Genomic DNA, 26235 nt, shown 5'->3' on the forward strand with positions numbered 1-26235 from the left:
CGCTTCAGGATGGGTTAGCCAATAAAGGCTTTGTAGCCGTCCAGGTCCATCAGCTCTTCGAGCTGGTCGGTGTTTGTCAGCTTGATCTTGTAGATCCAGGCGTCGCCTTCGGGGGAGTCGTTCAGCGTACCTGGATTTTCTTCCAGTGTTTCGTTAACTTCGGTCACTTCACCGTCAACGGCGGCGTAGATTTCCGAAGCTGCTTTGACGGATTCAATAACGCCAATGTCGTCGCCTTTTTCGAAGTCATCGCCGACTTCTTTTTGCTCGACAAAAACAATTTCGCCCAGCTGGTCGGCTGCGTGTTGAGTAATGCCGACTACGGCAGTTTCACCCTCGACAGTCAGCCATTCGTGCTCTTCGGAATAATAGGTGGTCATTTTGGACACTCCTGGGGTTTAGCGTTTGTAGTTTTGGGCGACAAAAGGCAGTGCTGCAATTTCAGCTGGCTGCGCCTTGCCACGGATGATGAGATTGATCTTTTGACCTGGCTCACTGTGTTTGGTTGCCACATAGCCCATCGCAACCGGTGCGCCAACTGTTGGGCCAAAACCACCCGAGGTAATGCTGCCAATAGTGTTGCCATCCAAATCCTGAACTTCGACACCGGCACGGGCTGGTGCGCGGCCGGTTGGTCGAATTCCGACCAGTTTCTTAGCTGCGCCTTCGGCAAGGTCGCGCTGGATGCGATCAGCGCCCGGAAAGCCACCTTCTTCGCGGCGGCGTTTCTGCATGGCCCAAGTCAGCGAGGCTTCGACCGGAGAGGTGGAGTTGTCGATATCATTGCCATAGAGGCAGAGGCCAGATTCCAGACGCAGGCTGTCGCGCGCACCCAGTCCAACGGGCTCACAATCCTCGTGCGCCAGAAAGGCGCGGCAGATTTCAATGGCTTTGTCTTCTGGGATGGAAATTTCAAAACCATCTTCGCCTGTATAGCCCAGCCGAGAGATACGGCATTCAACGCCGTTAATATCAGCAACCATGGTCTGCATGAAGGTCATGTCGCGGGCCGCTGGGCAGAGATCTCCGACCACGTTTTCAGCGGCTGGTCCTTGCACCGCGACCAGAGCGCGGTCAAAAATTTCTGTGACCTCAATACCGTCCAGATTGTCCGCCATATGCGGTATATCCTGATGACGCATCGAGGCGTTGACCACGAGGAACAAGTAATCGCCGGCATTGGCGACGATCAGGTCGTCCATGATGCCACCGTCTGGGTTGGTAAAGAAAGTATAGCGTGCCTTGCCTTCCTTTAGGGTGGTCATTGCCGAGGGCACCAGTGTTTCGAGCTTTTCTGCAGCCCCCTCGCCGCGCAGGATCACCTGACCCATATGGCTAACATCAAACAGACCGGCCTTGGTGCGGGTATGGTTGTGCTCACCCATGATTCCCATGGGATACTGCACTGGCATTTCCCACCCAGCAAAATCAACCATCTTGCCGCCAAGCTCGACGTGCAGGTCATATAGCGGTGTGCGTTTTGGCGCGTCAGTCATGACAGAGGCCTTTCGGTTTGGGATGGAACAGAGGTGCAGATTGCGCCTGACAAGACGCCCGGGCGAACCTGTCTAATGGAGAAACGGGCAATCCCGTTAGGGCGAGCAATATTCATCTGGCGGCCTCTGTGAATGTCAGGGTCAAATCAGCGATGTATGCGCTTGTATACGTGAATAACGCAATAATGTTCCTTTAGGAAACTTTTTCCCTATTGGCAACAAATTTGATGATAAGATGAATTCAGCTGAAGCAGGCGACAGGATTAAGCCGCTTGTAAATAGGAGAAATTCCAAATGGAACCGGTACAGACCGAAGAAACAGGCCCAGCACGTGACGCTCGTGACGCGCCGGATGGGCAGGTTCTTGGCCAGATGATTCGAGATGCGCGCAAAGAAAAGGGATTGACGCTGGAGGAGGCTGCCAAAGCTGCGGCGATTGGTCGGTCAACCCTTTCAAAGATTGAGAACAACCTGACCAAACCAAGTTTCGACATCATTCGCCGGTTGATGCAGACACTGGACTTAAAGACGCCACAGCTGTTTGTGCAGTCGGGCGATGGGGATATATCAGGTCGCCGCGACTATACTCTGGCCGGTCGTGGGGAACACCAAGAGACAGCAACCTATGATCACGAGTTGCTATGCACTGAGCTGACCAGCAAACGGATGTTGCCGTATATCAGCACAATTAAGGCACGAGATGTCAGCGAGTTTGAAAGCTGGGTTCGCCATCGCGGTGAAGAGTTCATGTTTGTGATTAGTGGCTCGCTAACACTGTACACGGAACATTACCGACCACTGGAAATGACTGAGGGTGACAGTGTCTATTATGACAGCGGGATGGGGCATGGCTGCGTGTCTACCAGCACCGAAGATGCGCGGGTGCTGTGGGTGTCACTGTAAGCTGATTGGGCAGGAAGGAAGCTTTTTCCGTTGCTGGAACAAGAGGGGCCCTAATTCACTCTAACGTCGGCGAAGATTGAAAGTCGTTTCTCTGCGGTAAGACTGCTTGCGCGCCGTTTCAGATAGTCCCAGATGCGGTTACTAGTGGGGGCGCAAACGGATTTGGAACTGCCCGTGCGAAGGTATGCAGAAGTCGTAGACGTGGAAAATTCGATTTCAGTCTATGTGGGGTTGCTCAAATGAGAGTTCCGAAGTGTTGACCCAGCGAAAACCAAGATCGAGGTCAGAAAAACACTCAGACATCCGGCGCCCATGTAAATTGCAAGAGCGAAGAGAAACGAATGGCCCGCAACGAGAGCTGCACCAGCCAACACACTGCCGGAAATCACTGCCAAGGCTAATATACCAACAACCATTTTTCCCTCCGAAACAAAGCAATGCGTGATGATCAGTATAAAGTCGAAAACGTTAGCAGCTTATTATGAAAACCCAAGTTAAGGAGTCAATTTCATGAAGCTTTGTGTCCACAATGTGGCGGGTGACGGCACAACAAATTAGATTTTGTCGTTAATGAGAGGAATTTTGTAAGCCGCTGATGAAGGGCTTGCCCTAAAGACCCCAGGCCCTGAGCCAGGTGGCCCGGGGGCCAACCCACCAGAGCGCTGCTCGGTGGGCAGGTTCAACAGGTCCATGCTAACAGGCCTTCACTCCCATTCTGATGATCTCGGTGCCACTCATTCGGTAGATGCCTCGGATCCTCTTTCGGCCTTTCTTCATGTACCAATTTCGCAGAGTTTCGGGATAATGCTCCGCTATCAGTTGTGAGTAATACTCAAACTCGTCTGGCTTTAGTCGCTTGCCGCTGCGAGAGGGTCCATGAAACCCAAAAACAGTTCCTGGCGAGACGCAGGTTTGGGGGAGGCCAAGCAACATGGTGCAGGTGGAATAGCATATCTGACCGCGGATTTCGACCGGCTGACCTGTAGTGCGCAGGGTATCAATTTCGAGCAAGCGATCACTGACAGTGCCGCCGCGATCGTTGTTAATCACATAAGGCTGCACGCTAGCGTAGGCACGATTTTCTGCCCCAGCCAACCCCATGACAAGCGCCAATGCGGTTGGTAATGTGCCGCGCAATGTTGTTTTTCCGCGACCTTTGTTACTGGCCACAGCCTTCACTGACCTACGAATAGGTATTATCCACACCACCATACATCCCCCAAATTTTTCGCGTCCTGAGAAATGGATCTCTCCATGTTCCGCAGCGAAAAATTTGGTAGCATGTTGGCGGTTAACGACGCCTTTTAACGGCTCATTAATACGTTGAATATTTTAGATAATATTCACATTTATTGAGAGATGTGATTCACAAACTCATAATGTCTGACCAATTGGATTTTGCATGTGATCAAGAACGTCACAGCAGCTAAAGACAAAACGATGGCTGCGTTCAGCAGGCAGCAATGCCGCCTGTACCAAACCATATAGAATAGGCCTGACATCAGCGCTAGGTCAGTAAACACCCCGCGACTGTGGCGCGATAGCTAGTGCAGCATCCAGAATGTACGGTACGAGCTCTTCCTGAATCCGGTCTTGGCCCCAGTGATGTGAGGATACTGAACATTGCACAGCCGCATAGGCTCGACCGTCAGGACCAATAATTGGCGCAGCAACGCCGGTTTGATTCAGGATCATTTGGTTCTGGGTTGTGGCGTAGCCTTTTTGGGCCGCCTCTTCGATACCCTCGCGAATGACATCACGATCAATCGTTGTCTTAGGTGTGAACTGGTGGATCGGCCAGCTCTCTACGACACGATCCCGTTCCTCAACTGGCCAAGTTGAAATCATTACACGGCCTGCCGATGCGTTCAGCGCAGGGAGGCGCCGTCCAACAAGTGTGGCTGAAAACTGGCTGATGCCGTTGGGCAATCGGCTGACGTAGATAATATGATCCCCTGAAAGTTCGGTCAGGTTGACGGTCGATCCTAACCGCTGAGACAGGTCAATCAGTTGTGGCATAGCTTGTCTGACCAGCGGATCAGACCAGAAATACGCATAGGCCAACTCTAGCCAGGCATGCGACGGGCGGAAGCGTTTGGTTTCCGGATCTTTGTCCAGCATGCCTTCGACGTGAAGTGTATTCGCCAATCTCTGAGTCGCACTTTTGTCCAGCCCTGTGCGGCGGGCAAGATCCGTCAATGACATCTCAGTTGTGGTTTCGTCAAAGGCCCGTAGCAATTTCAGGCCCTTGGCCAAAGAGCCAACAAACAGTGTATTTTGCTTTTCTTTCATACAGATACCAACTTGTTAACCCGCGTTTCGTCAGCCCAAGCCGAAACGGGCTTGACTGGTTGATGTGAAAAATGATTACTTAGCGCATATAACAATAAAGAATATCATATTATGATATCTTGTCAACCAGCAACTTATCGGCTCCGGCCGACCAGCAAGGGAAGAGACATGGCTTATAGCAAATTGAAATCGGCCGTCGCCGTACTGTCGATATGTGCCGCAGGAGCGGCCTATGCCGACAAATCGGACGGCACGCTGTCGGTGGCCTTTACCAAAGAACTTGAAAACGTTGATAGCTACTTCAACTCATCCCGCGAAGGTGTGGTGCTTCAGCGCGCGGTCTGGGACGGCTTGGTATATCGCGATCCGGTGACCAGCGAATATAAAGGCAACCTTGCAACCGCCTGGGAGTGGATTGATGATGTCACCCTGGAGTTCAAGCTCCGCGAAGGGGTCACATTCCACAACGGCGAAGCCTTTAATGCTGACGATGTTGTCTTTACCGTCAATTTTGTCGCCGACGCAGAAAATGGGGTCAAAACCCAGCGCAATGTGAGCTGGATGAAATCAGCTGAGAAAATCGACGACTATACCGTTCGTATCAACCTCAAGGCGCCTTTCCCTGCAGCGATCGAGTTTCTGTCTGGTCCGGTTTCGATGTATCCAAATGAATACTACGCCGAAGTTGGGCCAAAGGGCATGGGGCTAAACCCGGTTGGCACTGGCCCTTACAAAGTTGCAGAAGTCATTCCTGGGCAGCGGTTCGTGCTGGAAAAAAATGCTGGTTACCATGATAGCCCTAAGGGTCAGCCCAGTATTGAACGTGTAGACATCCGCACCATCCCCGACATCAACACGCAGATTGCAGAACTGTTCAACGGCACGCTGGATCTGATCTGGCAGACCCCTGCGGATCAGGCTGAAAAGCTGGCCCAGATGGATCAGTTTACCGTCGCCAACGAAAGCACCATGCGCATTGGGTATCTGACACTGGATGCTGCCGGCCGCACAGGCGAGGACAACCCCTTCACCAATCTGAAGGTCCGTCAAGCCGTTGCCCATGCGATCAACCGCGAAGCACTGGTTTCTGCTTTGCTAAAGGGTAAGAGTCAGGTGATTTCGACGGCCTGCTTCCCCAGCCAGTTTGGCTGTGATCAAGCTGTCAAAAGCTATGACTATGACCCCGAAAAAGCCAAGGCGTTGTTGGCTGAGGCCGGATATGAGGATGGGTTCACAACTGAATTTTACGCCTATCGTAACCGGGACTATGCCGAAGCGATTTCGAGCTATCTGAATGCAGTTGGTATCAAGACCGACTTCAAGATGCTGAAGTATTCGGCCCTGCGCGAGTTGCGTACAGCCAAGGGTACACCCGTATCTTTCCAGACTTGGGGGTCTTACTCGATCAACGACACCTCAGCGATCACCAGTCAGTTCTTTAAACTAGGTGCATTGGACGATGCCCGCGACCCGGAACTGCGCGATTGGCTGGACGTTGCAGACAGTTCAACAAATCCAGACACCCGCAAAGAGTTCTACTCAAAGGCGCTGAACAAAATTGCTGACAATGCCTATTGGGTGCCAATGTTCTCGTACAACACCAACTATGTATATGGAAATGACATCTCTTATACACCTACTCCGGACGAGGTTCTGCGGTTCACTACGATGACCTGGAACTAATCCACTGTCACAGCCCGATTGCCTTGATGGCGGTCGGGCCACTTTCCAAAAACTATGTCGGATTTGACAGCCGCTCCTTTGGACTGCTGCAGATCTAGCTGGACGACGACAACCGGAGGCCTGCTTCCCCGTGCTCAATTTCATCCTCAAAAGACTAGGGCTGGCCTTTTTGGTGGCGCTTACCGTCTCTTTCATCAGCTTTAGCCTGCTGTTTCTGTCGGGGGATCCCGCCATTGCCTTAGCAGGCGAGGGCGCCACCGATCAGGACGTTGTAGCCATTCGAGAGCTTTATGGGTTCGATCGGCCAATGCTGGTGCAATATGCAAGCTGGTTAGTGAACGCACTTTCGGGTGATTTTGGCGAAAGCTATTACTTTAAACTGCCCGTGTCGTCGCTGATTGCAGACCGCCTCTCGGTCACAATGCTGCTTGGGCTATGCGGCATCAGCTTTGCACTGCTCACTGCGGTACCATTGGGGGTGATTGCCGCCATTCGGCCAAATTCCATCATCGACAGATTTGCTTTGTTTCTGTCGGTTGCCGGACAGGCGATGCCGTCATTCTGGTTTGGCCTTATTCTGATTGTTGCGTTTTCGATCAAGCTGCGCTGGCTGCCACCGTCAGGCACAGACAGTTGGCGGCACTTTATCATGCCAACCGTGGTGCTGGGCTATTACGCGATGCCAGCAATCATGCGCCTGACCCGGGCTGGTATGTTGGATGTGCTGTCATCGGATTACATCCGTACAGCGCGCGCCAAGGGTGCGTCGGAAATGCGGGTAATGTTCAAACATGCACTACGCAACGCGATTATTCCGGTGGTTAGTCTGGCTGCGGTGCAGATGGGATTCATGCTGGGCGGATCTATCGTCGTTGAATCGATCTTTGCGCTGCATGGTGCCGGCTATCTCGCCTGGGAAAGCATTTCACGCAATGACCTACCGACAGTTCAGGCACTGATCCTGGTTTTTTCAATGTTCTATATCACCTTCACCTTTCTGGCCGATGTGCTTAACGCCTGGCTTGACCCCCGCATGAGGAGCAGCTGATATGACCCTTGCACCTTCGACAAACAGTGTTGATCCTTTACTGCAGGACATCGTCGGCCCCACTCCGGGTCAACAGCTGCGGCGGCGGTTCTTCGGCCATCGGGGGCTGATGATTGGCGCCTCGGTGGTGGCGGTTCTATTGGTGATTGCACTGCTAGCTCCCGTTATTGCCCCACATGATCCCTATGCGCAGGACCTGTTGGCGCGGATGAAACCGCCAGTGTTTCTGGGCGGCACCTGGGAGCATATTTTGGGCACTGATCATCTAGGCCGGGATTACCTGTCACGGCTGATCTACGGCGCCCGAGTTTCGCTGCTTATCGGCTTTGTGGCAGCATTGATTTCAGGCACCATCGGTACTGCAATGGGCGTCGCAGCTGGATATTTTGGGGGCCGCACTGATGCTGTTGTTACCTTCCTGATCAACGTCCGACTTGCGATGCCGGTGGTACTGGTGGCGCTGGCCGTCGTGGCCATTCTGGGCGGGTCCTTGCAAGTGGTTATTGGTGTGCTGGGGCTCTTGTTGTGGGATCGGTTTGCGGTGGTCATGCGCGCCTCGACATTACAGGTAAGGGGGCGGGAATATGTCTCCGCAGCGCAGGCGGTTGGGGCCTCGACCCCTCGGATCCTGCTGTCTGAAATCATGCCCAATATTCTGAATAATCTGATCGTCGTGATCACGCTGGAGATGGCCCATGCCATTCTTCTAGAGGCAACCCTATCGTTCCTGGGTCTGGGGGTGCAGCCTCCGACTCCGTCCTGGGGACTGATGGTGTCAGAAGGCAAAAACATGATGTTGTTCGAACCCTGGCTGGTGTTGATCCCCGGTGCGGTGCTTTTCGTGCTGGTGCTGGCAATCAATCTGATGGGCGATGGTCTGCGTGACGTCACTGCCCCTGAAAACCGGAGCTGACCCATGTCGCAGAACAATTTCCGCCAGGACATCCCCTTATTGTCAATCGACAATCTTACAATCGACATTCCCACTGCTGCTGGCACGCTACATGCGGTGCGTGGCATCAGTTTCGACCTAAAACGCGGTGAGACACTGTGCATCGTGGGCGAAAGCGGGTCTGGTAAGTCGTTGACCTCATTGGCGCTGATGGGGTTGCTGGGGAAGAATATCACCCCACGCGCCGACAAAATGGAGTTTGACGGAGTTGAACTGACCACGGCCAGTGCCCGCACCATGCGCAATCTGCGCGGCGCCCGGATGTCGATGATTTTTCAAGAGCCGATGACTTCGTTGAACCCCGCCTACACCATTGGGGATCAGCTGATGGAGGCCTTGACCCTGCACGGTAGCACCAATCGGAAAAAGGCACGGGCGCGCGCCATCGAACTGCTGGAGAAGGTCGGCATCACCGCTGCTGAAAGCCGTTTGTCCCAGTATCCGCACCAGCTGTCTGGCGGATTACGACAGCGGGTAATGATCGCAATGGCATTGATGTGTGAACCGGAGTTAATCATCGCAGATGAGCCTACAACCGCGCTGGATGTCACCATTCAAGCGCAAATCCTGCGGCTGTTGGCGGAACTTCAGCGCGAAATGAACATGGCGATGATCCTGATCACCCATGATCTGGGTGTGGTTGCACGGGTCGCTGACAAGGTGGCTGTGATGTATGCGGGCGAGCTGGTCGAAACCGGGCCGGTTGACGAAATTTTCGCCGCGCCATCCCATCCTTACACACGCGGGTTGCTGCGCTGCATTCCTCTGCCGGGCAAAACCAAACGTGGTTCCGTTCTGGGCACCATTCCCGGTATTGTTCCGTCGCTGGTAGGCGAGGTCAATGGATGCACCTTCCGAACCCGTTGCGAGCATGCGTCCCCTGCCTGTCGTGGCACAATCCCGTTGCATACGTCGCCAACCGGGACCCACACCTTCCGTTGTATTCATCAACCCGAAGACCTCGAAACCGATGCTGTTCAGTCTACAGGAGCCAACGCATGAGCCAGTCAGACACACCTGTTCTTGAACTCCGCAATGTGACCAAGACCTATTCAGTTAAGCAGGGTCTGCTTGGAAAATCCAAACCGCTAACCGCGATTAGTGATGTATCGATCAAACTGGCTCGTGGAGAGGTGCTTGGACTTGTCGGCGAAAGCGGATGTGGCAAGTCTACCTTAGCAAACATCCTGCTTGGGCTTGAGGCTCCAACCTCGGGTGAGGTCCTGGTCGATGGTCAAACCTTGGGTGGCCAGGACCGTTTAGCGTTGGCGCGACGGATACAGCCGATTTTTCAAGATCCGTATTCCTCGCTAAACCCACGCAAAAATATCTATGATATCATAGCGCTGCCCCTACGCGTGCATGGCATAGGGGATGAGGCCAGCCGACAAAAATCCGTTCGTGAGATTCTGGATATTGTCGGCCTGCCTGCGCGGGTGATGAACAACTATCCTAGCCAGATGTCAGGCGGCCAGCGTCAGCGGGTCGCTATTGCTCGGGCCTTGATCATGAAACCCGAAATTGTCATTTGCGATGAGCCGACCTCGGCACTGGATGTATCCGTACAGAGCCAGATCCTGAACCTGTTGAACGAGTTGCGTCAGGAATTTGGCCTCACGTATTTGTTCATCAGCCACAATCTGGCGGTGATCGAACATTTGGCGACGCGCGTGGCGGTGATGTATCTTGGACGTATTGTCGAAGAAGCAAGCGTTGGAGGCTTATTCGACGCCGCGCGCCATCCTTATACAGATGCTTTGCTGAAATCCGTCCTTACACCAGAACCTGAACTTGGCATTCCGGACACCCATCTTGGCATGTCCTATCCCAACCCAATTGCGCCGCCTGAGGGATGCCATTTTCACCCGCGCTGTCCTGCCGCTTCGGATCTGTGCAAATCAAAACGCCCAGAACCTTTGTTTGACCCAAATGGCAGAATCGAATGCCATTTGCATAGCCCATAAGGCATCGGACTCTACTTTCCTCAACGTTTGTTTTTATCCTAAGAAAGGACGCTCTATGCGTTCCAGCCTATCGCGCAGTCAAACCACCACCAAAACAGTCATTGAAACTGAATACGGTGTTGTTGCCGCTCAGCATAGCCTGGCGGCTGAGGTCGGTGCCCAGGTTCTTGCCGCTGGTGGGAATGCAGTCGACGCAGCTGTCGCGACATCCTTTGCCATTGGTGTGCTGGAACCCTGGATGAGCGGCCCGGCAGGAGGCGGTGCATTGATGTTATGGCGGGCAGAAGACGGCCAAGCACAAGCGTTGAATTACGGTATGCGCTCCCCTGCGGCGCTGGACCCGGCCAACTATCCGTTGAGTGGGGCAGGGCAGGCAGGCGACCTGTTCCCTTGGGAACATGTCGTGGATGATCGAAACCTGCAGGGCGCGACATCCATCGCAGTGCCCGGGGTGGTTGATGGCATGGGCAAGATGCATGGGCGCTATGGCAAAATGCCCTGGGCAGAACTGCTGACCCCAGCTATCGAATTTGCCCAAGAGGGGCTGCTGGTTGATTGGTATGCGGCCCTGATCATTGCCTCGACCACTCGTGCCTTGGCCCAGGATCCAGATGCGGCACAGCTATTTTTGGAAGATGGCCATTGGCCAACGATTACTGGCTGGACGGCACTTGCAGAAAAGCGGCTGGATCAATCGGCGCTGGCCGCCAGCTTGCAACAATTGGCAGATAAAGGCGCGCGGGATCTGTATGACGGCGACCTGGGCGAGGCCATGGTCAAGGATGTGCAGGCCAAAGGCGGCTGTTTGTCAATGCAGGATATGCGAAGTTACCATGCCCATTTTGCTGATGCGCTTACCTTTGCCTATCGGGAATCACAGTTTCACGCACTACCGGGCCTGACAGCCGGGCCCACATTCCGTCATGCCTTGGGGGTGATGGAACAAACCAATATGCAAGGCGCTGTGCCGGGCGCAGGGGCCTTTACCGCCTATGCTACAGGACTAAAGTCGGCCTATGCAGATCGCCAAGCCCATATGGGCCACGATGGCGAGGCCCCCGGTACTGAGGGCTGTACCACACATTTTTCAGTGGTCGACCGTGACGGAAACATGGTGTCACAAACCCAGACGTTGCTGTCGATATTTGGCAGCCGAGTTGTCTCTCCCTCTACAGGGTTTGTTATGAACAACGGTATCATGTGGTTTGATCCGGTACAGGGACGGCCAAACTCCCTTGCCGGTGGTAAGCCTTGTTTGATGAATGTTTGCCCGGTGATCGGCGAAACAGGCGATACACGCTTTGCCTTTGGCGCTTCGGGGGGGCGCAAAATTGTTTCAGCCGTAGCTCAGCTCAGCAGCTTTGCCACCGATTTTGACATGGATCTGGCAGCTGCGTTTCATCATGCAAGGATTGATGTCTCGGGGGGGGAACGAATTATGGCCGATGAAAGCCTGCCGCCTGATGTGATTTCTGCGCTTGCCGCAGAGCATCCGGTGACCACCACGCGCCGAACCGTCTTTCCCTATGCTTTTGCCTGCCCGGCTGGGGTCATGCGGCGGAAAGGAATGAACTCGGGGTGTACAGAAATCATGTCGCCATGGGGCGATGCAATACATGAGCAGGAGGTTGCGCAATGAGCCGTAACAATGCGTTGGAGCACGTAGAAACCTATTTCCAAGGTGGTGAGTTTTTCACCGATCTGGCCACGCTAGTGGCTTTCGCGACAGAGAGCCAGAACCCGGACCAAGCCTCCATACTGGGGCAGTACTTGACCGATGCTATGGTGCCTCGGCTTGAAGCATTGGGGTTTGAATGCGTGCTGCATAATAACCCAGACGCCGGCGGTGGTCCCATTTTAACCGGCGCCCGCATTGAAGACCCTTCTTTGCCGACAATCCTGACCTACGGGCATGGTGACGTTGTCTTGGCCCAGACCGAACAATGGCGCGAAGGGTTGCACCCGTTTGAGCTGATTGACGAAGGGGATCGTCTGTATGGCCGAGGTACAGCCGACAACAAGGTTCAGCATCTCATCAACCTCGCTGCACTCGAGTCCGTTCTGGCGGTACGTGGCAGGTTGGGCTTTAACATAAAAATCGTGATCGAGATGAGCGAAGAGATAGGCTCACCCGGTTTGGCTGAATTTATGGAGGCCAATAAGGACCGCCTGAAATCCGATGTCCTGATTGCATCGGATGGGCCACGACTGCAGCCGGATCGTCCAACCATGTTCATGGGTGCGCGGGGTGGCATATCATTTGATCTGACACTGGATTTGCGTAAAGGAGCGCATCATTCCGGCAATTGGGGCGGCCTGTTGGCAGATCCAGCCATCATCCTTTCACATGCCATTGCCTCAATCTGCGACGCCCGGGGTCAAATCCAAATTCCCGCGTGGCGCCCAACCAGCCTCACCGACGATATCCGCGCCACAATAAGTGAACTGCCCGTCAATGACAGCAACGATCCAAAGGTGGATGAGGACTGGGGCGAGGAAAGCCTAACGCCCAATGAACGGGTCTATGGGTGGAATTCCTTTGCAATACTCGCCATGACGAGCGGAGTCCCCGAAGCGCCAGTGAATGCGATTGCTGCCAAGGCACGCGCCACTTGCCAATTGCGCTATGTGGTAGGGACCAAGCCCGAAGACATCTTGCCAGCGCTGCGCCGACATCTTGATCAACACGGATTTCAGAAGGTACAGATCGAGCAACATGAGCGTGCATTCTTTCCGGCAACCCGTCTTGACCCAGCAAACCCCTGGGTGAAATATGTCGAAGACTCGCTGACCCGAACCAGTGGTCAAAAGCCACATATCCTTCCCAACCTTGCCGGTTCTTTGCCCAACGAATGTTTTGCGGATATCCTTGGTCTGCCGACCGTCTGGGTGCCGCACAGTTATCTCGGCTGCTCACAGCACGCACCAAACGAGCATGTTTTAAAGGCGGTTTGCCAAGATTCCCTACGTCTCATGGCTGGCCTGTTTTGGGATATCGGAACAGGGGCACCTTGAACCCAAAACGGTGGCCCACTAGGCTAGAGGCTGTGTTTTAGTAGCTGTTGCTCCATTCAGCTCTTATTCTTTGTGTACAATGGTGCGAGCACTCTCTTTCTCGTTGCAACCGAATGGAAATAGCGGCAGTCAAGGCTCATGTTGGATCAAAAGCTCACCCCGCACCGTACCGCGCTTGTCACGGGTTCCGCCGGATTTATTGGCTATCATCTTTCGGCCCGTTTGCTGGCAGAGGGTTGGCGGGTGATTGGACTGGATTGCCTGTCGCCATACTACGACGTCACATTGAAAGAACGCCGCCATGCGGTCTTGCAAGAGAGCGCTGAATTCATCCCCGTAATTGGCAAGCTGGAGGACCCCGGTTTGCTGATGCAATTGTTTGCTGAACATCAACCCGATGCTGTGGTGCATCTGGCCGCTCAAGCAGGTGTCCGTCACTCCATTGATGCGCCGCGCGACTATGTGGAATCCAATCTGGTTGGCACCTTCGAATTGCTCGAGGCAGGCCGCGCTCATCCACCTGCTCATATGTTGCTGGCGTCGACGTCATCCGTCTATGGTGCCAATACCGAAATGCCGTTTAACGAACGGATGCAGGTCGAAACGCAGATGTCCTTTTATGCCGCCACCAAGAAGGCGACAGAGTCTATGGCGCATTCCTATGCGCATTTGTATCAGCTACCCACCACAATGTTTCGGTTTTTCACGGTCTATGGGCCTTGGGGTCGTCCTGATATGGCCTTGTTCAAATTCACCCGTGCGATGCTCGCTGGCGAAGCGATCGACGTGTATAACCATGGCCGCATGAGTCGTGATTTCACTTACATCGATGATTTGATTGCTGGTATTTGCGGATTGATTGAAGCCGTGCCCGGAGATGCTCCGGTTTCAGATCGCGATAGCCTCAGCCCAGTCGCACCGTTTCGTAGTGTAAATATCGGCGCTAATGCTCCGACTCCGTTGATGGATTACATCAGCGCAATCGAAACAGCTATTGGAATAGAAGCGCGTAAGAACATGTTGGACATGCAAGCCGGTGATGTTCCGGCCACATGGGCCGATGCGGGACTACTGCAAGACCTGACCGGGGTCTCTGCTAAAGTGGATGTTGTGACTGGTGTCCGAAACTTTGTTGATTGGTATCGCGACTACTACAAAGCTTAAATGTGGAGTGTCTGATACCCACCAGAGAGTTCAGGCTGCGGCTTGAGCTTTCTGCTTTACAGTCCAGAGCATACCAATTTTGAGCTGACTGCGGGCGTACGAATAGATCTTGCCTGTTTGGTTTCGCACCAAACATGGACGTAATCCTGCACGCCCAAAAGAACTGCAATGGAAACCTTCTTTAAGCCATCAGAGCAGGATCAATATGTCTACGGCGGAAATCAGAAAACTCTGTTGACAATTGGAACGTTCCAGAATTACAAATAGCCCAACTGGAACGTTCCAATGGGAGTCGCATATGAACTGGGGTCTGATTGGTGCAAGCACAATTGCATCAGAGCATATGATTGGAGCAATCCGCTCAAATAGCGGCCATGACGTGGTGTCAGTACTAAGTTCAAGCCCAACACGGGGCAAAGAATACGCTGCAAAACACGGAATTGCGGCCTCGACGACCAGTCTTAGCGATATTCTGAACGGATCCGATGTTGATGCCGTCTATATTTCTACGACAAACGAGAAACACTTGCCGCAGGCCATGGCAGCGATCGCGGCAGGCAAGCATGTGTTGTGTGAAAAGCCCCTTGCGATGACGGTAGCAGACGCCGCAACAATGGTGCGTGCCGCCCAGGGTTCAGACGTCGTTCTTGCGACGAACCATCACCTACGCAACGCGGGTAGCCATTTGGCCATTCGCAACCTCATCACCACAGGGCGCTTGGGCGAGGTACTAAGCATCCGCATCTTCCACGCGGTGATGCTGCCTGAGCACCTGCGCGGTTGGCGTATTGATAATCCATTGGCTGGTGGTGGCGTTATCCCCGACATCGTTGTGCACGATGCCGATACGGTGCGTTTTTATCTGGGTGAAGACCCAGCCGACATCGTAGCGCAGGAATTGTCTGGTGCCATGGGCGTGGATGTAGAGGACAGCGTCATGTCGGTCTGGACAACCCCGTCCGGGATCACAGTTCAAACCCATGAATCCTTCACCCACCCATTTGCCGGTTCAGGCATTGAAGTGCACGGAAGCAAAGGGTCTGTCATTGCGCGAAATGTAATGACCCAACAGCCTGTTGGAGACATCCTGTTGCGGACGGCATCTGGCGAGGAGAGTATCGAATACTCGCCGCATAATCTCTATGAGCGATCAGTTTCAAAGTTTGCCACCGCCGTTGCAGGCGACGGGCAGCCTGCAGCAACTGGTGTGGATGGGCTGAAATCACTTGCCGTCGCCGAAGCGGTAAAGAAAGCAGCCGTGACAGGCCAGCGCACCACCGTTGATTACGGAGGGTACTAAGCCATGTCGAAAATAGTTTCAGCTTCCGAAGCTGCCGCAAAAATTCAGGACGAGCAGGTCGTCTCAATTTCATCGTCGTCTGGGCTGGGTTGTCCGGATCTTGTCTTACAAGCGATTGGTGCGCGTTTTGAGGACGAAGGGCATCCGCGAAACCTGACTACACTACATCCCATTGCAGCAGGCGATATGTATGGCATCAAAGGGATCGACCATATCGCGCGCGATGGCTTGTTGCGTCGAATTCTGGCAGGCAGCTATCCGTCCGGGCCTTCTTCGTTGGAAATGCCTGAGATCTGGAAAATGGTCGTCGAAAATCGGATTGAAGCCTATAATGTTCCATCCGGCATCCTGTTTGATATGCACCGCGATGTGGCCGCGCGTCGGCCTGGGGTGCTGACCAAGGTTGGATTGGGAACCTTTGTTGACCCTATGCGCGAAGGCTGCGCAATGAATGCCGCAGCAGCAGAGATCCCTGTTGTGTCACGGCAGGAATTTGGCGGCGAAACCTGGCTGCATTTTCCAAATATTGTACCCAAGGTGGCCATTCTGCGGGCGACAACCGCGGATGAACATGGAAACCTGACGTACGAACATGAAGGAGCCTATTTGGGTGGGCTGGAACAAGCGATAGCTGTTCGCAACCACGGCGGCCTCGTTATTGCGCAGGTCAAACGTGTCACCGCACGAGGATCATTACGCCCGCATGATGTGCGGGTACCTGGGCATTTGGTTGATCTGATAGTGATTGATTCAGACCAAAAGCAAACCACCGAAACGCAATATGATCCCGCCATTTCGGGCGAGATCATTCGGCCATTCCCAAGCTTTTCTATTCCGCAACTTTCGGTCGAAAAAGTTCTGGCCCGTCGCGCCGCGATGGAGTTGCAGGCGGGTCAAACTGCCAATCTGGGATTCGGAATATCAGCAATGGTACCGCGTATCCTGTTGGAAGAAGGGCATCCGGACCAGGTCACATGGGCCATCGAACAGGGCGCAGTTGGGGGCATTCCGCTCACTGGTTTTGCATTTGGATGCGCGTCAAACGCAGACGGGTTTGTTCCCAGCCCACTGCAGTTCACTTACTTTCAGGGAGGTGGCTTTGATGTTTCCTTCCTCTCCTTCATGGAGGTGGACACAGAGGGCAACGTCAACGTCTCGAAACTGGGTAAAAAACCATATCTGACAGCGGGTTGTGGTGGATTTGTGGATATCGTTGCCCACGCACCCAAGATTGTCTTCTCTGGCTACTTCGAAGCCGGAGCACAGATGAGCCTGGATGAAACGGGGCTGACAATCACCAAGCCGGGTAAGTTTTCCAAAATGGTTGCAGCGGTCGAGCATGTGACCTTCTCGGGGCAGCGGTCAAGGGAACTGGGCCAAGATGTTTTGTACATCACAGAGCGCTGCGTGATGCGCCTGACCGAGACCGGTCTGGAAGCAATTGAGATCATGCCGGGCATCCAACCCGAACGGGATATTGTTGCGGCTTCACAAGGGCGGGTCAGAATTTCCAAGGATGCTATTGAAATGCCACTGGCGTTGCTGAGCGACGGACCGATGGGGCTGACCCTATGAACGCAGTCCATCTTGAAATTCAGGGCGCGGTGGCAACAATTCGATTGGACAATCCGGCCAAGCTAAACGCCCTAGATGTGCCAATGTTGCAGCGAATTGATCAACACTGTCAGGCGCTTGAACTCCGTGACGGTATCCGTGTTGTGTTGGTGACCGGAACTGGAACCAAGGCGTTTTGTACGGGTGCGGATATCAAGGCTTGGGCCTCTCTTCCACCGGCGCAGTTTGCGCGTAGTTGGGTTCGCGATGGGCATCGCATATTTGACCGGCTTGCGCGCCTGTCCAAGCCAACAATTGCCGTGTTGAACGGACATACTTTTGGCGGCGGGCTGGAATTGGCTGCGGCCTGTGACATCCGCGTAATGCGGACCAAAGCACGAATTGCACTACCTGAGGCGGGTGTTGGTATCGTGCCGGGATGGTCCGGCACACAAAGACTGGCGCGGTTGCTGCCCGAACCCCTGCTAAAAGAAATGGCCCTGTTCGGGCGCCAGATTGGGGCAGATCGTGTCCAATCTTTGGGGTTCGTGGCCGAGGTCGCAGATGAACCTATGGGTGTTGCCCTAGAAATCGCAAAACGGACGGCGGAGCTGTCTCCGCGCGCGACTGAAATCACCAAAAACATGATCCATGTCGGGGTGGGCGAGGATAGGCCCGCTCTGATCGAGACATTGGGAAGCGCCGCAATGGGTGCTTCGGACGACAGAACAGAGGGTGTTGCCGCATTCAGCGAAAAGCGCACACCCGTTTTTTCAGGAAGATAAGTATGAGCCAGCACGACTTAACACTGATTGTTGGAAAAAATGCCCCTAGGGACGAGATCAACCGCGTTCGTCATTTGATTGACGGCGCATGGACCGATGGAAATGGAGAGGTTTTTGAGCGCCACTCACCCGCGCATGGAACACCCGTTTCCCTGATTTCAAAAGGTAACGCAAACGATGCGTCTGATGCTATAGCAGCAGCGCGCTGCGCCTTTGAACGTGGGGTCTGGTCTGATCTATCCGGCAAAGAGCGCGCGACATTGCTGTTGAAAGTTGCGGACCTGATTGATGAAAACCGTCCCAGAATTGCCCGACTTGAGGTGCTGGAAAGTGGCAAGCCTATCAGTCAAGCCTTGGGCGAAATCGAAGGTGCTGCAGATATCTGGCGTTATGCCGCTTCCCTGGCGCGGACACTGCACGGGGATAGCCACAACAGTCTTGGCCGTGACATGCTGGGTATCGTTCTAAAAGAGCCGATTGGCGTTGTTTCCATCATCACGCCCTGGAATTTCCCGTTTCTGATCGCAAGCCAGAAGATACCGTTTGCGCTGGCTGCGGGATGCACCTGTGTTGTGAAACCATCTGAACTGACCCCTTCAACCACTGCCATCTTGGGCGAACTTCTTATCGAGGCAGGTTTGCCAGCGGGTGTAGTCAATATCGTCAACGGATTTGGTGACCCCGTTGGTTCCGTTTTGACCACAGACCCTCGTGTTGACATGGTCAGCTTTACCGGGTCGACCGCGGTTGGCAAAACCATCGAAAAAGCGGCTGGTGATACCCTTAAAAAGGTATCGTCTGAATTAGGCGGAAAAAACCCTCAGGTTCTGTTTGCTGATGCTGATCTGGACAGTGCCATCGACGCCATCGTATTCGGCATCTATTTTAACGCTGGTGAGTGCTGCAATTCAGGCAGTCGTATTATCGTGCATGAAGACATTCTGGACGAGGTCATCTCGCGCGTTGTGTCCTTGTCCCAAAAGGTCCCGTTTGGCGATCCTCTGGATCCTGAAACCAAGGTCGGTGCGATCATCCATGATGGGCATCAGCAGAAAATCAACGGTTATGTTCGCGAGGCCGTGGCAGCAGGCGCCAAAATCGAAATCGGAGGCGCACCTATACAAATAGACGGTCTCCCCGGTGCATTTTATGGCCCTACAGTTGTGTCGGGTCTGACGCCAGACATGCCAATTGCTAGCGAGGAAGTGTTTGGCCCAGTGTTATCTGTCTTGACTTTTCGCACAATGGACGAAGTAATTTCACTTGTGAATGACGCCTCATACGGTCTTTCAGCCGGTGTTTGGAGCGAGAACATTCACACATGCCTTGAATTTGCTCGGCGCGCGCAGGCTGGAACTGTCTGGACTAACACATGGATGGACGGTTTCCCCGAGCTGCCTTTTGGAGGCGTGAAGGAAAGTGGGCAAGGTCGTGAACTTGGTCGCTACGGACTCGAAGAATTTCTGGAAGTGAAAACTGTGCAAATGCGGATTGGCCGTACGCGCGCAAACTGGATCTGATCTCTGCGGAAGAAAGAGACGGATCGATACGCAATAGGGAGGAAACCACATGCGTAAATTCATTTTAAAAACTACCACAACTTTGGCGGCTGCGGCTGTTTCAGTCAGCATGGCCCATGCGGGTGACGTTGAAGTCTTGCACTGGTGGACATCCGGTGGTGAAGCAGCTGCATTAAACGTGCTCAAGCAAGATCTTGAAGGGCAGGGGACGGGTTGGAACGATATGCCGGTTGCAGGCGGTGGCGGCGAGAGCGCCATGACGGTTCTGCGGGCCCGTGTAACCTCCGGCAATCCACCAACTGCTGTACAAATGCTGGGTTTCGACATTCTGGACTGGGCCAAAGAAGATGCCTTGGCTGATCTGAATGCTGTGGCCGTAAAAGAAGGTTGGGACGACGTTATTCCAGAGGCATTGCAAGCTTTTGCAAAGCACGATGGTCAATGGGTTTCAGCGCCGGTCAACGTGCATTCGACCAACTGGGTTTGGGCCAACAAATCCGTGCTGGATGCCAATGGCATTGCGGTACCGGCCAACTGGGAAGAGTTTGAAGCTGCGCTTGAAACATTGGCTGCAGCGGGTGTCACACCTGTCGCCCATGGCGGCCAAGCCTGGCAGGATGCCACTGTATTTGATGCAGTTGCGATGTCGGCTGGTGGTCCTGAGTTCTACAAAGCGGCGTTTATCGATCTTGATGAAGAGGCATTGGGTTCGGATACAATGGTTGAATCCTTCCGCCGCATGGAAGTCATCCGCGGTCATGTAGACGAAAACTTTTCAGGCCGTGACTGGAACCTTGCAACTGCAATGGTCATCAATGGCGAAGCCGGTTTCCAGATGATGGGCGACTGGGCAAAAGGTGAATTCCTGAATGCAGGCAAAGTGCCCGGCGAAGACTTCCTTTGCTTCCGTTTCCCAGGCACCGAAGATCAGGTTACTTTCAACGCGGACCAATTTGCGATGTTTGACCAAGGTGGAAACGTGTCAGCCGAGCAGGCAGCACTGGCAACAGCCATTCTGTCACCATCATTCCAGTCGGCCTTCAACGTTGTAAAAGGCTCGGTTCCAGCGCGGACCGACGTTTCTGACGAAGCTTTCGATGCCTGCGGGAAACAGGGCATGAAAGATCTTGCCGCTGCGGCCGCCTCGGGGAACCTGTACGGTTCAATGGCCCATGGTCATGCGGCGCCTGCTGCAGTCAAAAACGCGATCTATGATGTGATCACTGCTCACTTTAACGGTGAGTATGACGCTGCAACCGCGGCGCTTGAGCTTGTCGACGCTGTGTCGATCGCCAAGTAATACTCCTTGCCGGGCTAACTGTGTTTGCCCGGCACCCCACCCAAATTCCTTACGACAATTGGAGGGAGGCCCGTCATGGCAACCCCTGCCGCTGATGCGGATTTCAAAACGAAATTGCAGACCTGGGTGCCCAAACTTGTGCTCTCGCCATCATTGGCGTTGATGCTGGTTTTTGTCTACGGTTTCATCCTGTTTTCGGTTTACCTAAGCTTTACGGACAGTCGGATTCTGCCCTCGTATGGCTGGGTCGGCTTTGAGAACTATGACAAACTGTTCCGGCTTCGCCACTGGGATATTGCGGTCAATAACCTGATTGTCTTTGCTGCGCTGTATATCATCATCTGTTCAGTAATTGGGCTGATGCTGGCGATATTTTTGGATCAGAAAATCCGGGGTGAATCTGTGCTGCGGCCCATTTTCCTTTACCCGATGGCGTTGTCATTCATCGTGACTGGGACCGCCTGGAAGTGGTTTCTTGATCCGGGCATTGGGCTTGAACACACCATGCATCTCTGGGGTTGGGAAAGCTTTCATTTTGATTGGATCAAGAACCGGGACTACGCAATCTACACCGTTGTTTTAGCCGCTGTCTGGCAGAGCTCTGGCTTTGTGATGGCAATGTTCCTGGCTGGCCTTCGTGGGATCGACAATGAAATGCTGAAGGCGGCTCAGATGGATGGTGCAACCAATTTCCAACTGTATCACCGGATTATCATCCCGCAACTTCGCCCTGCCTTTTTGTCGGCATTTGTGATCCTCAGCCATTTGGCAATCAAGTCTTATGACCTTGTTGTTGCGCTGACAGGTGGTGGTCCGGGCCGTGCGACTGAAGTGCCGGCAACATTTATGTATTCCTACACCTTCACCCGAAACCAAATGGGCATTGGTGCCTCATCCTCGGTGATCATGTTGATGACAATCGTCGCGATCATGGTGCCCTATCTCTACTCTGAACTGCGGGAGAAGAACTGATGTCTGCTGGTTCAACTGACACCGCGGTACGTACTGGGCGTATCACCCGTACTGCGCTTTACCTTGTTCTGTTGCTGTTTGCTCTGTTCTATCTGCTGCCCTTTGCCATCATGGTCATCAATTCTGTGAAGCCACTGACTGAGATCACCGGTGGCAACATGATGGCCCTGCCACAGGACTGGACATTCGATCCCTGGGTAAAAGCCTGGGCAACCGCCCAGATTGGGGTCGATCCAACGGGTCTAAAACCCTATTTCTGGAACTCTATCAAAATGGTAGTTCCAGCTGTTGCTATCTCGACCATACTCGGGGCGCTGAACGGGTATGTGCTGACCAAATGGCGGTTCAAATATGACACCCTGATCTTTGGCTTTATGCTGTTTGCCTGTTTCATCCCGTTCCAGATCGTATTGATCCCAATGGCACGTATTCTTGGGCTGGCCGGGTTAGCAGGCTCAACCCCCGGACTGGTGCTGGTGCATGTGGTCTATGGGCTGGGATTCACCACGCTCTACTTCAAAAACTACTATCAGGTGTTCCCAACCGAACTGGTCCGGGCTGCACAGATTGATGGTGCTGGGTTCTTCCGCATCTTTTGGCGCCTTTTGCTGCCATCCTCCGGACCGATCATCGTCGTGAGCGTCATCTGGCAGTTCACCAATATCTGGAATGACTTCCTGTTTGGGGCTTCCTTTGCAGATTTCGACAGCCAGCCGATGACCGTAGCGTTGAACAATCTGGTTCAGTCATCAACCGGTGTGAAAGAATACAACGTCCACTTCGCGGGTGCGATCCTCGCTGCCCTTCCAACTCTTCTCGTTTATATCGTCGCCGGCCGCTACTTTGTGCGTGGTCTGATGGCGGGCAGCGTCAAAGGATAAGACTATGAGCTTCCTGACAATCGACAACGCAACCAAATCCTACGGCTCCGTTGAGGTGCTGCACAGGGTTGATATTGATGTGCAAGAAGGGGAATTCCTGGTTCTGGTTGGCCCCTCGGGCTGTGGCAAGTCCACCCTGTTGAATATGATAGCCGGGTTGGAAGACATCACGTCGGGCACGATTTCGATCAAGGGTAAATCCATGAACGGTGTGCATCCGTCGAACCGGGATATTGCCATGGTGTTCCAATCCTATGCGCTCTACCCCAATATGAGTGTTGCCAAGAACATCACTTTTGGTCTGGAAATGCACAAGGTGCCCAAAGCTGAGCGCGAAACGGCACTGCGCGATGTGGCCAAACTGTTGCAAATCGAACCTCTGCTTGATCGCAAGCCCGGCCAGCTATCGGGCGGGCAACGTCAGCGGGTCGCGATGGGGCGGGCATTGGTGCGAAACCCCGATGTGTTCCTGTTTGATGAACCACTTTCAAACCTCGACGCCAAACTGCGTGTTGATATGCGCACCGAGATCAAAAAGCTGCATCAGAAACTGGGAACCACAATTGTCTATGTGACCCATGATCAGATTGAGGCGATGACGCTGTCGACCCGTATCGCGGTGATGAATGGCGGCTTTATTCAGCAGCTTGGTACGCCAAAAGAGATCTATGACACGCCGGCCAACCTGTTTGTAGCGACTTTTATGGGCTCACCTTCGATGAACCTGATCCCTGTGAAAATTCTGGAGGAGAACGGCGGGCTGGTTGCAGAGACCACAAATGGACTGGGTGAAACGATCAAATTGCCCTTTGCTGCGCCTCCGACCGGGCTGAAGGACTACGTCGGCCGCACCATTACGCTTGGACTGAGGGCTGAGGCACTCACTGATCCAGACGGGGCGGACAGCAAAGCTGTCAATCTGGTGACTGTAAAGAACCGGGTCATTGTCATGGAACCGGCCGGTTCGGATACCTTTGTAATGACCGAATTTGGTGGCCAAGACTGCAACGCTCGTATGCGAGCGGATGTGCAGGTCGCGCCGGGTGAGGATGTAGATTTCACTATCAATATGGACAAAGTTGTCGCGTTTGATCCTGAGACTGAAGACCGGATCGTCTGATGACGCAGCGGGCGGATATCGTGATCATCGGATCTGGGATCGGGGGGGCGACCACAGCTTTGGCCCTCGCGCCCTCGGGTCGGTCGATTGTGATCCTTGAACGTGGTCCGCGTTTAACTGACAGCGATGCCGCACGCTGCGATCGCGCCATTTTTCGCGATGGTGTGTTCCGCCCTGCCGAGGAATGGCTTGATGGGTCGGGCCAAGGTTTCAATCCGGGTAATTACTACTACGTTGGTGGGAATTCCAAATTCTTCGGCGCGGTCATGCTGCGGTATCGGCGCGAGGATTTTGGCGCGATGCAACATCTCGGCGGTGTCTCTCCGGCTTGGCCAATTTCATATGATGAAATGGAACCCTGGTACCAAAAGGCAGAAGAGCTGTTTGAGGTCCGTGGGGATGCAAGGCAAGATCCAACCGAACCCTCACATACTGGTGATTACAATTTTCCACCGGTTCCGGATGAATCAACAATTTTTGCCCTGCGTGACCAACTGGTAAAAGCAGGGGTAACCCCGTCATCGCTCCCTCTGGCGGTTGATCACAAAGCCTGGCAGGCACGTGCACACACCCCCTGGGATGCCTTTCCAGATACCACAGGGGCAAAGAAAGATGCCGAAAACACGGCTCTTGCCAAGGCACTGACCTTTACAAACGTCACATTGATTTCCGGGGCAAAGGTGACACGGCTGGGAACCGGGGCAAGTGGTCACGTTAATTTTGTTGAGTTCACTCAAACGGACACAGGAACATCCAGCACTGCCCGACACAAACGGTTGGAGGTAGGGATTTGTATTCTGTCCGCGGGGGCTGTGAACTCCGCTGCGCTCTTGCTGCGGTCAGTAAATAATGATCACCCAACTGGGCTGGCCAACGGGTCTGACAATGTCGGCCGTCACTTTATGAACCACAACTGTTCAGCCGTTTTGGCATTGCACCCTTGGCGTAGAAACACAGCTGTTTACCAGAAGACCCTGCAATTCAACGATTTCTATCTGTCAGGCGGTCCCATGAATAAGCCGCTTGGCAATGTTCAGCTTCTGGGAAAAATCTCGGGCGAAATCCTAGCTGCACAGACAGGCCTACCGGTATGGGCGGCCCGCCAGATCGCGGCGCGTTCCGTTGATTGGTACGCGATGAGCGAGGACCTCCCCAACCGGGATAGCCGTGTCTCTTTAAAGGGGGACCGCATTGTTCTGGATTGGAAAAGAACAAATTGGGAAGCCCATCAAGCGTTGGTTCGTAAGGCTAAATCGGTGCTTCGCAAAGCCGGGTCGCCCGTTGTAATTTCGCGGGCTTTTGATCGGCAAACGCCATCACATCAATGCGGTACGACACGGTTCGGCGCGGATCCAAGCAACAGTGTTTTGGACCTGTATTGCCGGACCCATGATCACAAAAATCTCTACGTGGTGGATGCAGGTTTCTTGCCGACTTCTGCTGCGGTCAACCCCGCTCTGACAATAGCGGCGCAGGCGCTTCGGGTTGGTGACTATATCAATAGAAAGGTTCTGGCAGCATGAGCAGCTTAGCTTTGATCACAGGAGGTCAGACCGGTATTGGTCTTGGCATCGCCCGTGTTTTGGTTGCACAAGGATGGCAGGTCGCGCTGGCGTCGTCGTCCTCAGAGGATAGTCCCGCCGTCCAGGATGCTCTGACGGAACTTGGCGATGCAGCCAGCTATTACCAGCATGACCTGCGCGACACCGATGCGGTGCCCAACTTGCTGGACCGGATCAAAACCCAACAGGGTGAGATTGATAGCCTGATTAGCAACGCAGGCGTACCGGCGCGGGTGCGCGGCGATATGTTAGACATGTTGCCCGAAAACTGGGATTTCACTCTGGATATCAATCTTCGTGGCGCCTTTTTTCTGGCGCAGTCCGTTGCTCGGCGCATGATCAATGCGCCCAGCGACGCCTACCGCTCAATCATCTTTGTTACCTCCGTCAGCGCCGACATGGTGTCGGTTGAACGCGCAGAATACTGCATCTCAAAAGCAGGTGCAGGGATGATGGCCCAATTATTTGCGGCGCGACTGGCAAGTGAAGGTATTGGCGTATTTGAGCTGCGTCCGGGCATTATAGAAACCGGAATGACTGCCGGTGTGAAAGACAAATACACCAGTCGGATTGAAGCGGGATTGGTGCCTGCCGCACGCTGGGGGCAACCCGCTGATATCGGGTCGGTCGTTTCTCCGCTTGTTAGTGGTCAAATGCAGTTCGCAAACGGAGCTGTCATTCCAGTTGATGGCGGTCTGTCCATCCACCGGTTGTGAAGGAATAA

At 53.8% G+C, this 26235-nt stretch carries 23 protein-coding genes; 19 read left to right on the forward strand and 4 right to left on the reverse strand.

Going from position 1 to position 26235, the window contains the following annotated elements:
* Positions 1–14: 14 nt before the first annotated feature.
* A complete protein-coding gene (gene gcvH / locus GO984_RS15785) occupies positions 15–380 on the reverse strand; it encodes a glycine cleavage system protein GcvH (RefSeq protein WP_157023586.1) in 366 nt (121 codons plus the stop codon).
* A gap of 18 nt (positions 381–398) precedes the next feature.
* Entirely contained in the window at positions 399–1496 is a 1098-nt protein-coding gene (gene gcvT, locus GO984_RS15790) for a glycine cleavage system aminomethyltransferase GcvT (protein WP_157023587.1), read from the reverse strand.
* Between the two features lie 294 nt (positions 1497–1790).
* Here gcvT and GO984_RS15795 point away from each other — a divergent pair, with 294 nt between their 5' ends.
* Positions 1791–2399, forward strand: coding sequence for a helix-turn-helix domain-containing protein (locus tag GO984_RS15795; protein WP_157023588.1), 609 nt, complete (start codon positions 1791–1793; stop codon positions 2397–2399).
* 693 nt (positions 2400–3092) lie between these two features.
* On the opposite strand, the gene GO984_RS15800 is transcribed toward GO984_RS15795, so the two are convergent.
* Together GO984_RS15800 and GO984_RS15805 are read right to left on the reverse strand one after the other, a co-directional pair.
* On the reverse strand, positions 3093–3536 hold the full coding sequence (locus tag GO984_RS15800; protein WP_157023589.1) for a hypothetical protein: 444 nt from the start codon (positions 3534–3536) through the stop codon (positions 3093–3095).
* A gap of 375 nt (positions 3537–3911) precedes the next feature.
* The gene (locus GO984_RS15805; protein ID WP_157023590.1) at positions 3912–4691 is read right to left on the reverse strand and encodes an IclR family transcriptional regulator; all 780 of its coding nucleotides are present in this window, start codon (positions 4689–4691) and stop codon (positions 3912–3914) included.
* Positions 4692–4859: 168 nt separating this feature from the next.
* Here GO984_RS15805 and GO984_RS15810 point away from each other — a divergent pair, with 168 nt between their 5' ends.
* The 18 genes from GO984_RS15810 to GO984_RS15895 all read left to right on the forward strand — a co-directional run bounded on the left by GO984_RS15810 (position 4860) and on the right by GO984_RS15895 (position 26227).
* The gene (locus GO984_RS15810) at positions 4860–6374 is read left to right on the forward strand and encodes an ABC transporter substrate-binding protein (protein ID WP_157023591.1); all 1515 of its coding nucleotides are present in this window, start codon (positions 4860–4862) and stop codon (positions 6372–6374) included.
* A 130-nt stretch (positions 6375–6504) separates the two neighbouring features.
* Entirely contained in the window at positions 6505–7422 is a 918-nt protein-coding gene (locus GO984_RS15815; RefSeq protein ID WP_138163591.1) for an ABC transporter permease, read from the forward strand.
* Position 7423: 1 nt separating this feature from the next.
* Complete coding sequence (locus GO984_RS15820) at positions 7424–8335, forward strand: ABC transporter permease (RefSeq protein WP_157023592.1); 912 nt, start codon at positions 7424–7426, stop codon at positions 8333–8335.
* A 3-nt stretch (positions 8336–8338) separates the two neighbouring features.
* Positions 8339–9376 (forward strand): ABC transporter ATP-binding protein, encoded by a 1038-nt coding sequence (locus GO984_RS15825; protein WP_157023593.1) that lies wholly within the window; start codon positions 8339–8341, stop codon positions 9374–9376.
* Entirely contained in the window at positions 9373–10338 is a 966-nt protein-coding gene (locus tag GO984_RS15830) for an ABC transporter ATP-binding protein (protein ID WP_157023594.1), read from the forward strand. Before GO984_RS15825 ends, GO984_RS15830 begins: the two co-directional genes overlap by 4 nt.
* A 55-nt stretch (positions 10339–10393) precedes the next feature.
* The gene (locus GO984_RS15835) at positions 10394–11977 is read left to right on the forward strand and encodes a gamma-glutamyltransferase family protein (RefSeq protein WP_157023595.1); all 1584 of its coding nucleotides are present in this window, start codon (positions 10394–10396) and stop codon (positions 11975–11977) included.
* Complete coding sequence (locus GO984_RS15840) at positions 11974–13353, forward strand: M20 family metallopeptidase (RefSeq protein ID WP_157023596.1); 1380 nt, start codon at positions 11974–11976, stop codon at positions 13351–13353. Before GO984_RS15835 ends, GO984_RS15840 begins: the two co-directional genes overlap by 4 nt.
* A gap of 138 nt (positions 13354–13491) precedes the next feature.
* On the forward strand, positions 13492–14517 hold the full coding sequence (locus GO984_RS15845) for an NAD-dependent epimerase/dehydratase family protein (protein ID WP_157023597.1): 1026 nt from the start codon (positions 13492–13494) through the stop codon (positions 14515–14517).
* Positions 14518–14815: 298 nt separating this feature from the next.
* A complete protein-coding gene (locus tag GO984_RS15850) occupies positions 14816–15817 on the forward strand; it encodes a Gfo/Idh/MocA family protein (protein WP_157023598.1) in 1002 nt (333 codons plus the stop codon).
* 3 nt (positions 15818–15820) lie between these two features.
* The gene (locus GO984_RS15855; RefSeq protein ID WP_157023599.1) at positions 15821–17392 is read left to right on the forward strand and encodes an acyl CoA:acetate/3-ketoacid CoA transferase; all 1572 of its coding nucleotides are present in this window, start codon (positions 15821–15823) and stop codon (positions 17390–17392) included.
* Entirely contained in the window at positions 17389–18156 is a 768-nt protein-coding gene (locus tag GO984_RS15860) for an enoyl-CoA hydratase/isomerase family protein (RefSeq protein WP_157023600.1), read from the forward strand. The genes GO984_RS15855 and GO984_RS15860 overlap by 4 nt, the downstream gene beginning before the upstream one ends.
* A 2-nt stretch (positions 18157–18158) precedes the next feature.
* Positions 18159–19676: an aldehyde dehydrogenase family protein gene (locus tag GO984_RS15865; RefSeq protein ID WP_157023601.1), complete on the forward strand. Its 1518-nt coding sequence runs from the start codon at positions 18159–18161 to the stop codon at positions 19674–19676.
* A gap of 49 nt (positions 19677–19725) precedes the next feature.
* A complete protein-coding gene (locus tag GO984_RS15870; RefSeq protein ID WP_157023602.1) occupies positions 19726–20976 on the forward strand; it encodes an ABC transporter substrate-binding protein in 1251 nt (416 codons plus the stop codon).
* A 75-nt stretch (positions 20977–21051) separates the two neighbouring features.
* Positions 21052–21948, forward strand: a complete 897-nt coding sequence (locus GO984_RS15875) for a carbohydrate ABC transporter permease (RefSeq protein ID WP_157023603.1) — start codon at positions 21052–21054, stop codon at positions 21946–21948.
* On the forward strand, positions 21948–22829 hold the full coding sequence (locus GO984_RS15880; RefSeq protein ID WP_157023604.1) for a carbohydrate ABC transporter permease: 882 nt from the start codon (positions 21948–21950) through the stop codon (positions 22827–22829). The genes GO984_RS15875 and GO984_RS15880 overlap by 1 nt, the downstream gene beginning before the upstream one ends.
* Before the next feature lie 4 nt (positions 22830–22833).
* Entirely contained in the window at positions 22834–23949 is a 1116-nt protein-coding gene (locus tag GO984_RS15885; protein WP_157023605.1) for an ABC transporter ATP-binding protein, read from the forward strand.
* On the forward strand, positions 23949–25472 hold the full coding sequence (locus GO984_RS15890) for a GMC oxidoreductase (protein ID WP_157023606.1): 1524 nt from the start codon (positions 23949–23951) through the stop codon (positions 25470–25472). Before GO984_RS15885 ends, GO984_RS15890 begins: the two co-directional genes overlap by 1 nt.
* Positions 25469–26227 carry a 3-ketoacyl-ACP reductase gene (locus GO984_RS15895; RefSeq protein WP_157023607.1) on the forward strand — a complete coding sequence of 253 codons (759 nt, stop codon included), beginning with the start codon at positions 25469–25471 and terminating at the stop codon, positions 26225–26227. Before GO984_RS15890 ends, GO984_RS15895 begins: the two co-directional genes overlap by 4 nt.
* The last annotated feature ends 8 nt before the right edge of the window (positions 26228–26235 follow it).

Source organism: Parasedimentitalea huanghaiensis (assembly GCF_009753675.1).
GTDB classification, from domain to species: Bacteria; Pseudomonadota; Alphaproteobacteria; order Rhodobacterales; family Rhodobacteraceae; genus Parasedimentitalea; species Parasedimentitalea huanghaiensis.

Coding starts and splice junctions, on each gene's coding strand:
- GO984_RS15835 (WP_157023595.1), top strand. CDS start 10,394: ATGCGTTCCAGCCTATCGCGCAGTCAAACCACCACCAAAACAGTCATT.
- gcvT (WP_157023587.1), bottom strand. CDS start 1,496: ATGACTGACGCGCCAAAACGCACACCGCTATATGACCTGCACGTCGAG.
- gcvH (WP_157023586.1), bottom strand. CDS start 380: ATGACCACCTATTATTCCGAAGAGCACGAATGGCTGACTGTCGAGGGT.
- GO984_RS15855 (WP_157023599.1), top strand. CDS start 15,821: ATGTCGAAAATAGTTTCAGCTTCCGAAGCTGCCGCAAAAATTCAGGAC.
- GO984_RS15870 (WP_157023602.1), top strand. CDS start 19,726: ATGCGTAAATTCATTTTAAAAACTACCACAACTTTGGCGGCTGCGGCT.
- GO984_RS15795 (WP_157023588.1), top strand. CDS start 1,791: ATGGAACCGGTACAGACCGAAGAAACAGGCCCAGCACGTGACGCTCGT.
- GO984_RS15875 (WP_157023603.1), top strand. CDS start 21,052: ATGGCAACCCCTGCCGCTGATGCGGATTTCAAAACGAAATTGCAGACC.
- GO984_RS15850 (WP_157023598.1), top strand. CDS start 14,816: ATGAACTGGGGTCTGATTGGTGCAAGCACAATTGCATCAGAGCATATG.
- GO984_RS15880 (WP_157023604.1), top strand. CDS start 21,948: ATGTCTGCTGGTTCAACTGACACCGCGGTACGTACTGGGCGTATCACC.
- GO984_RS15845 (WP_157023597.1), top strand. CDS start 13,492: ATGTTGGATCAAAAGCTCACCCCGCACCGTACCGCGCTTGTCACGGGT.
- GO984_RS15805 (WP_157023590.1), bottom strand. CDS start 4,691: ATGAAAGAAAAGCAAAATACACTGTTTGTTGGCTCTTTGGCCAAGGGC.
- GO984_RS15860 (WP_157023600.1), top strand. CDS start 17,389: ATGAACGCAGTCCATCTTGAAATTCAGGGCGCGGTGGCAACAATTCGA.
- GO984_RS15810 (WP_157023591.1), top strand. CDS start 4,860: ATGGCTTATAGCAAATTGAAATCGGCCGTCGCCGTACTGTCGATATGT.
- GO984_RS15895 (WP_157023607.1), top strand. CDS start 25,469: ATGAGCAGCTTAGCTTTGATCACAGGAGGTCAGACCGGTATTGGTCTT.
- GO984_RS15830 (WP_157023594.1), top strand. CDS start 9,373: ATGAGCCAGTCAGACACACCTGTTCTTGAACTCCGCAATGTGACCAAG.
- GO984_RS15825 (WP_157023593.1), top strand. CDS start 8,339: ATGTCGCAGAACAATTTCCGCCAGGACATCCCCTTATTGTCAATCGAC.
- GO984_RS15865 (WP_157023601.1), top strand. CDS start 18,159: ATGAGCCAGCACGACTTAACACTGATTGTTGGAAAAAATGCCCCTAGG.
- GO984_RS15820 (WP_157023592.1), top strand. CDS start 7,424: ATGACCCTTGCACCTTCGACAAACAGTGTTGATCCTTTACTGCAGGAC.
- GO984_RS15885 (WP_157023605.1), top strand. CDS start 22,834: ATGAGCTTCCTGACAATCGACAACGCAACCAAATCCTACGGCTCCGTT.
- GO984_RS15840 (WP_157023596.1), top strand. CDS start 11,974: ATGAGCCGTAACAATGCGTTGGAGCACGTAGAAACCTATTTCCAAGGT.
- GO984_RS15890 (WP_157023606.1), top strand. CDS start 23,949: ATGACGCAGCGGGCGGATATCGTGATCATCGGATCTGGGATCGGGGGG.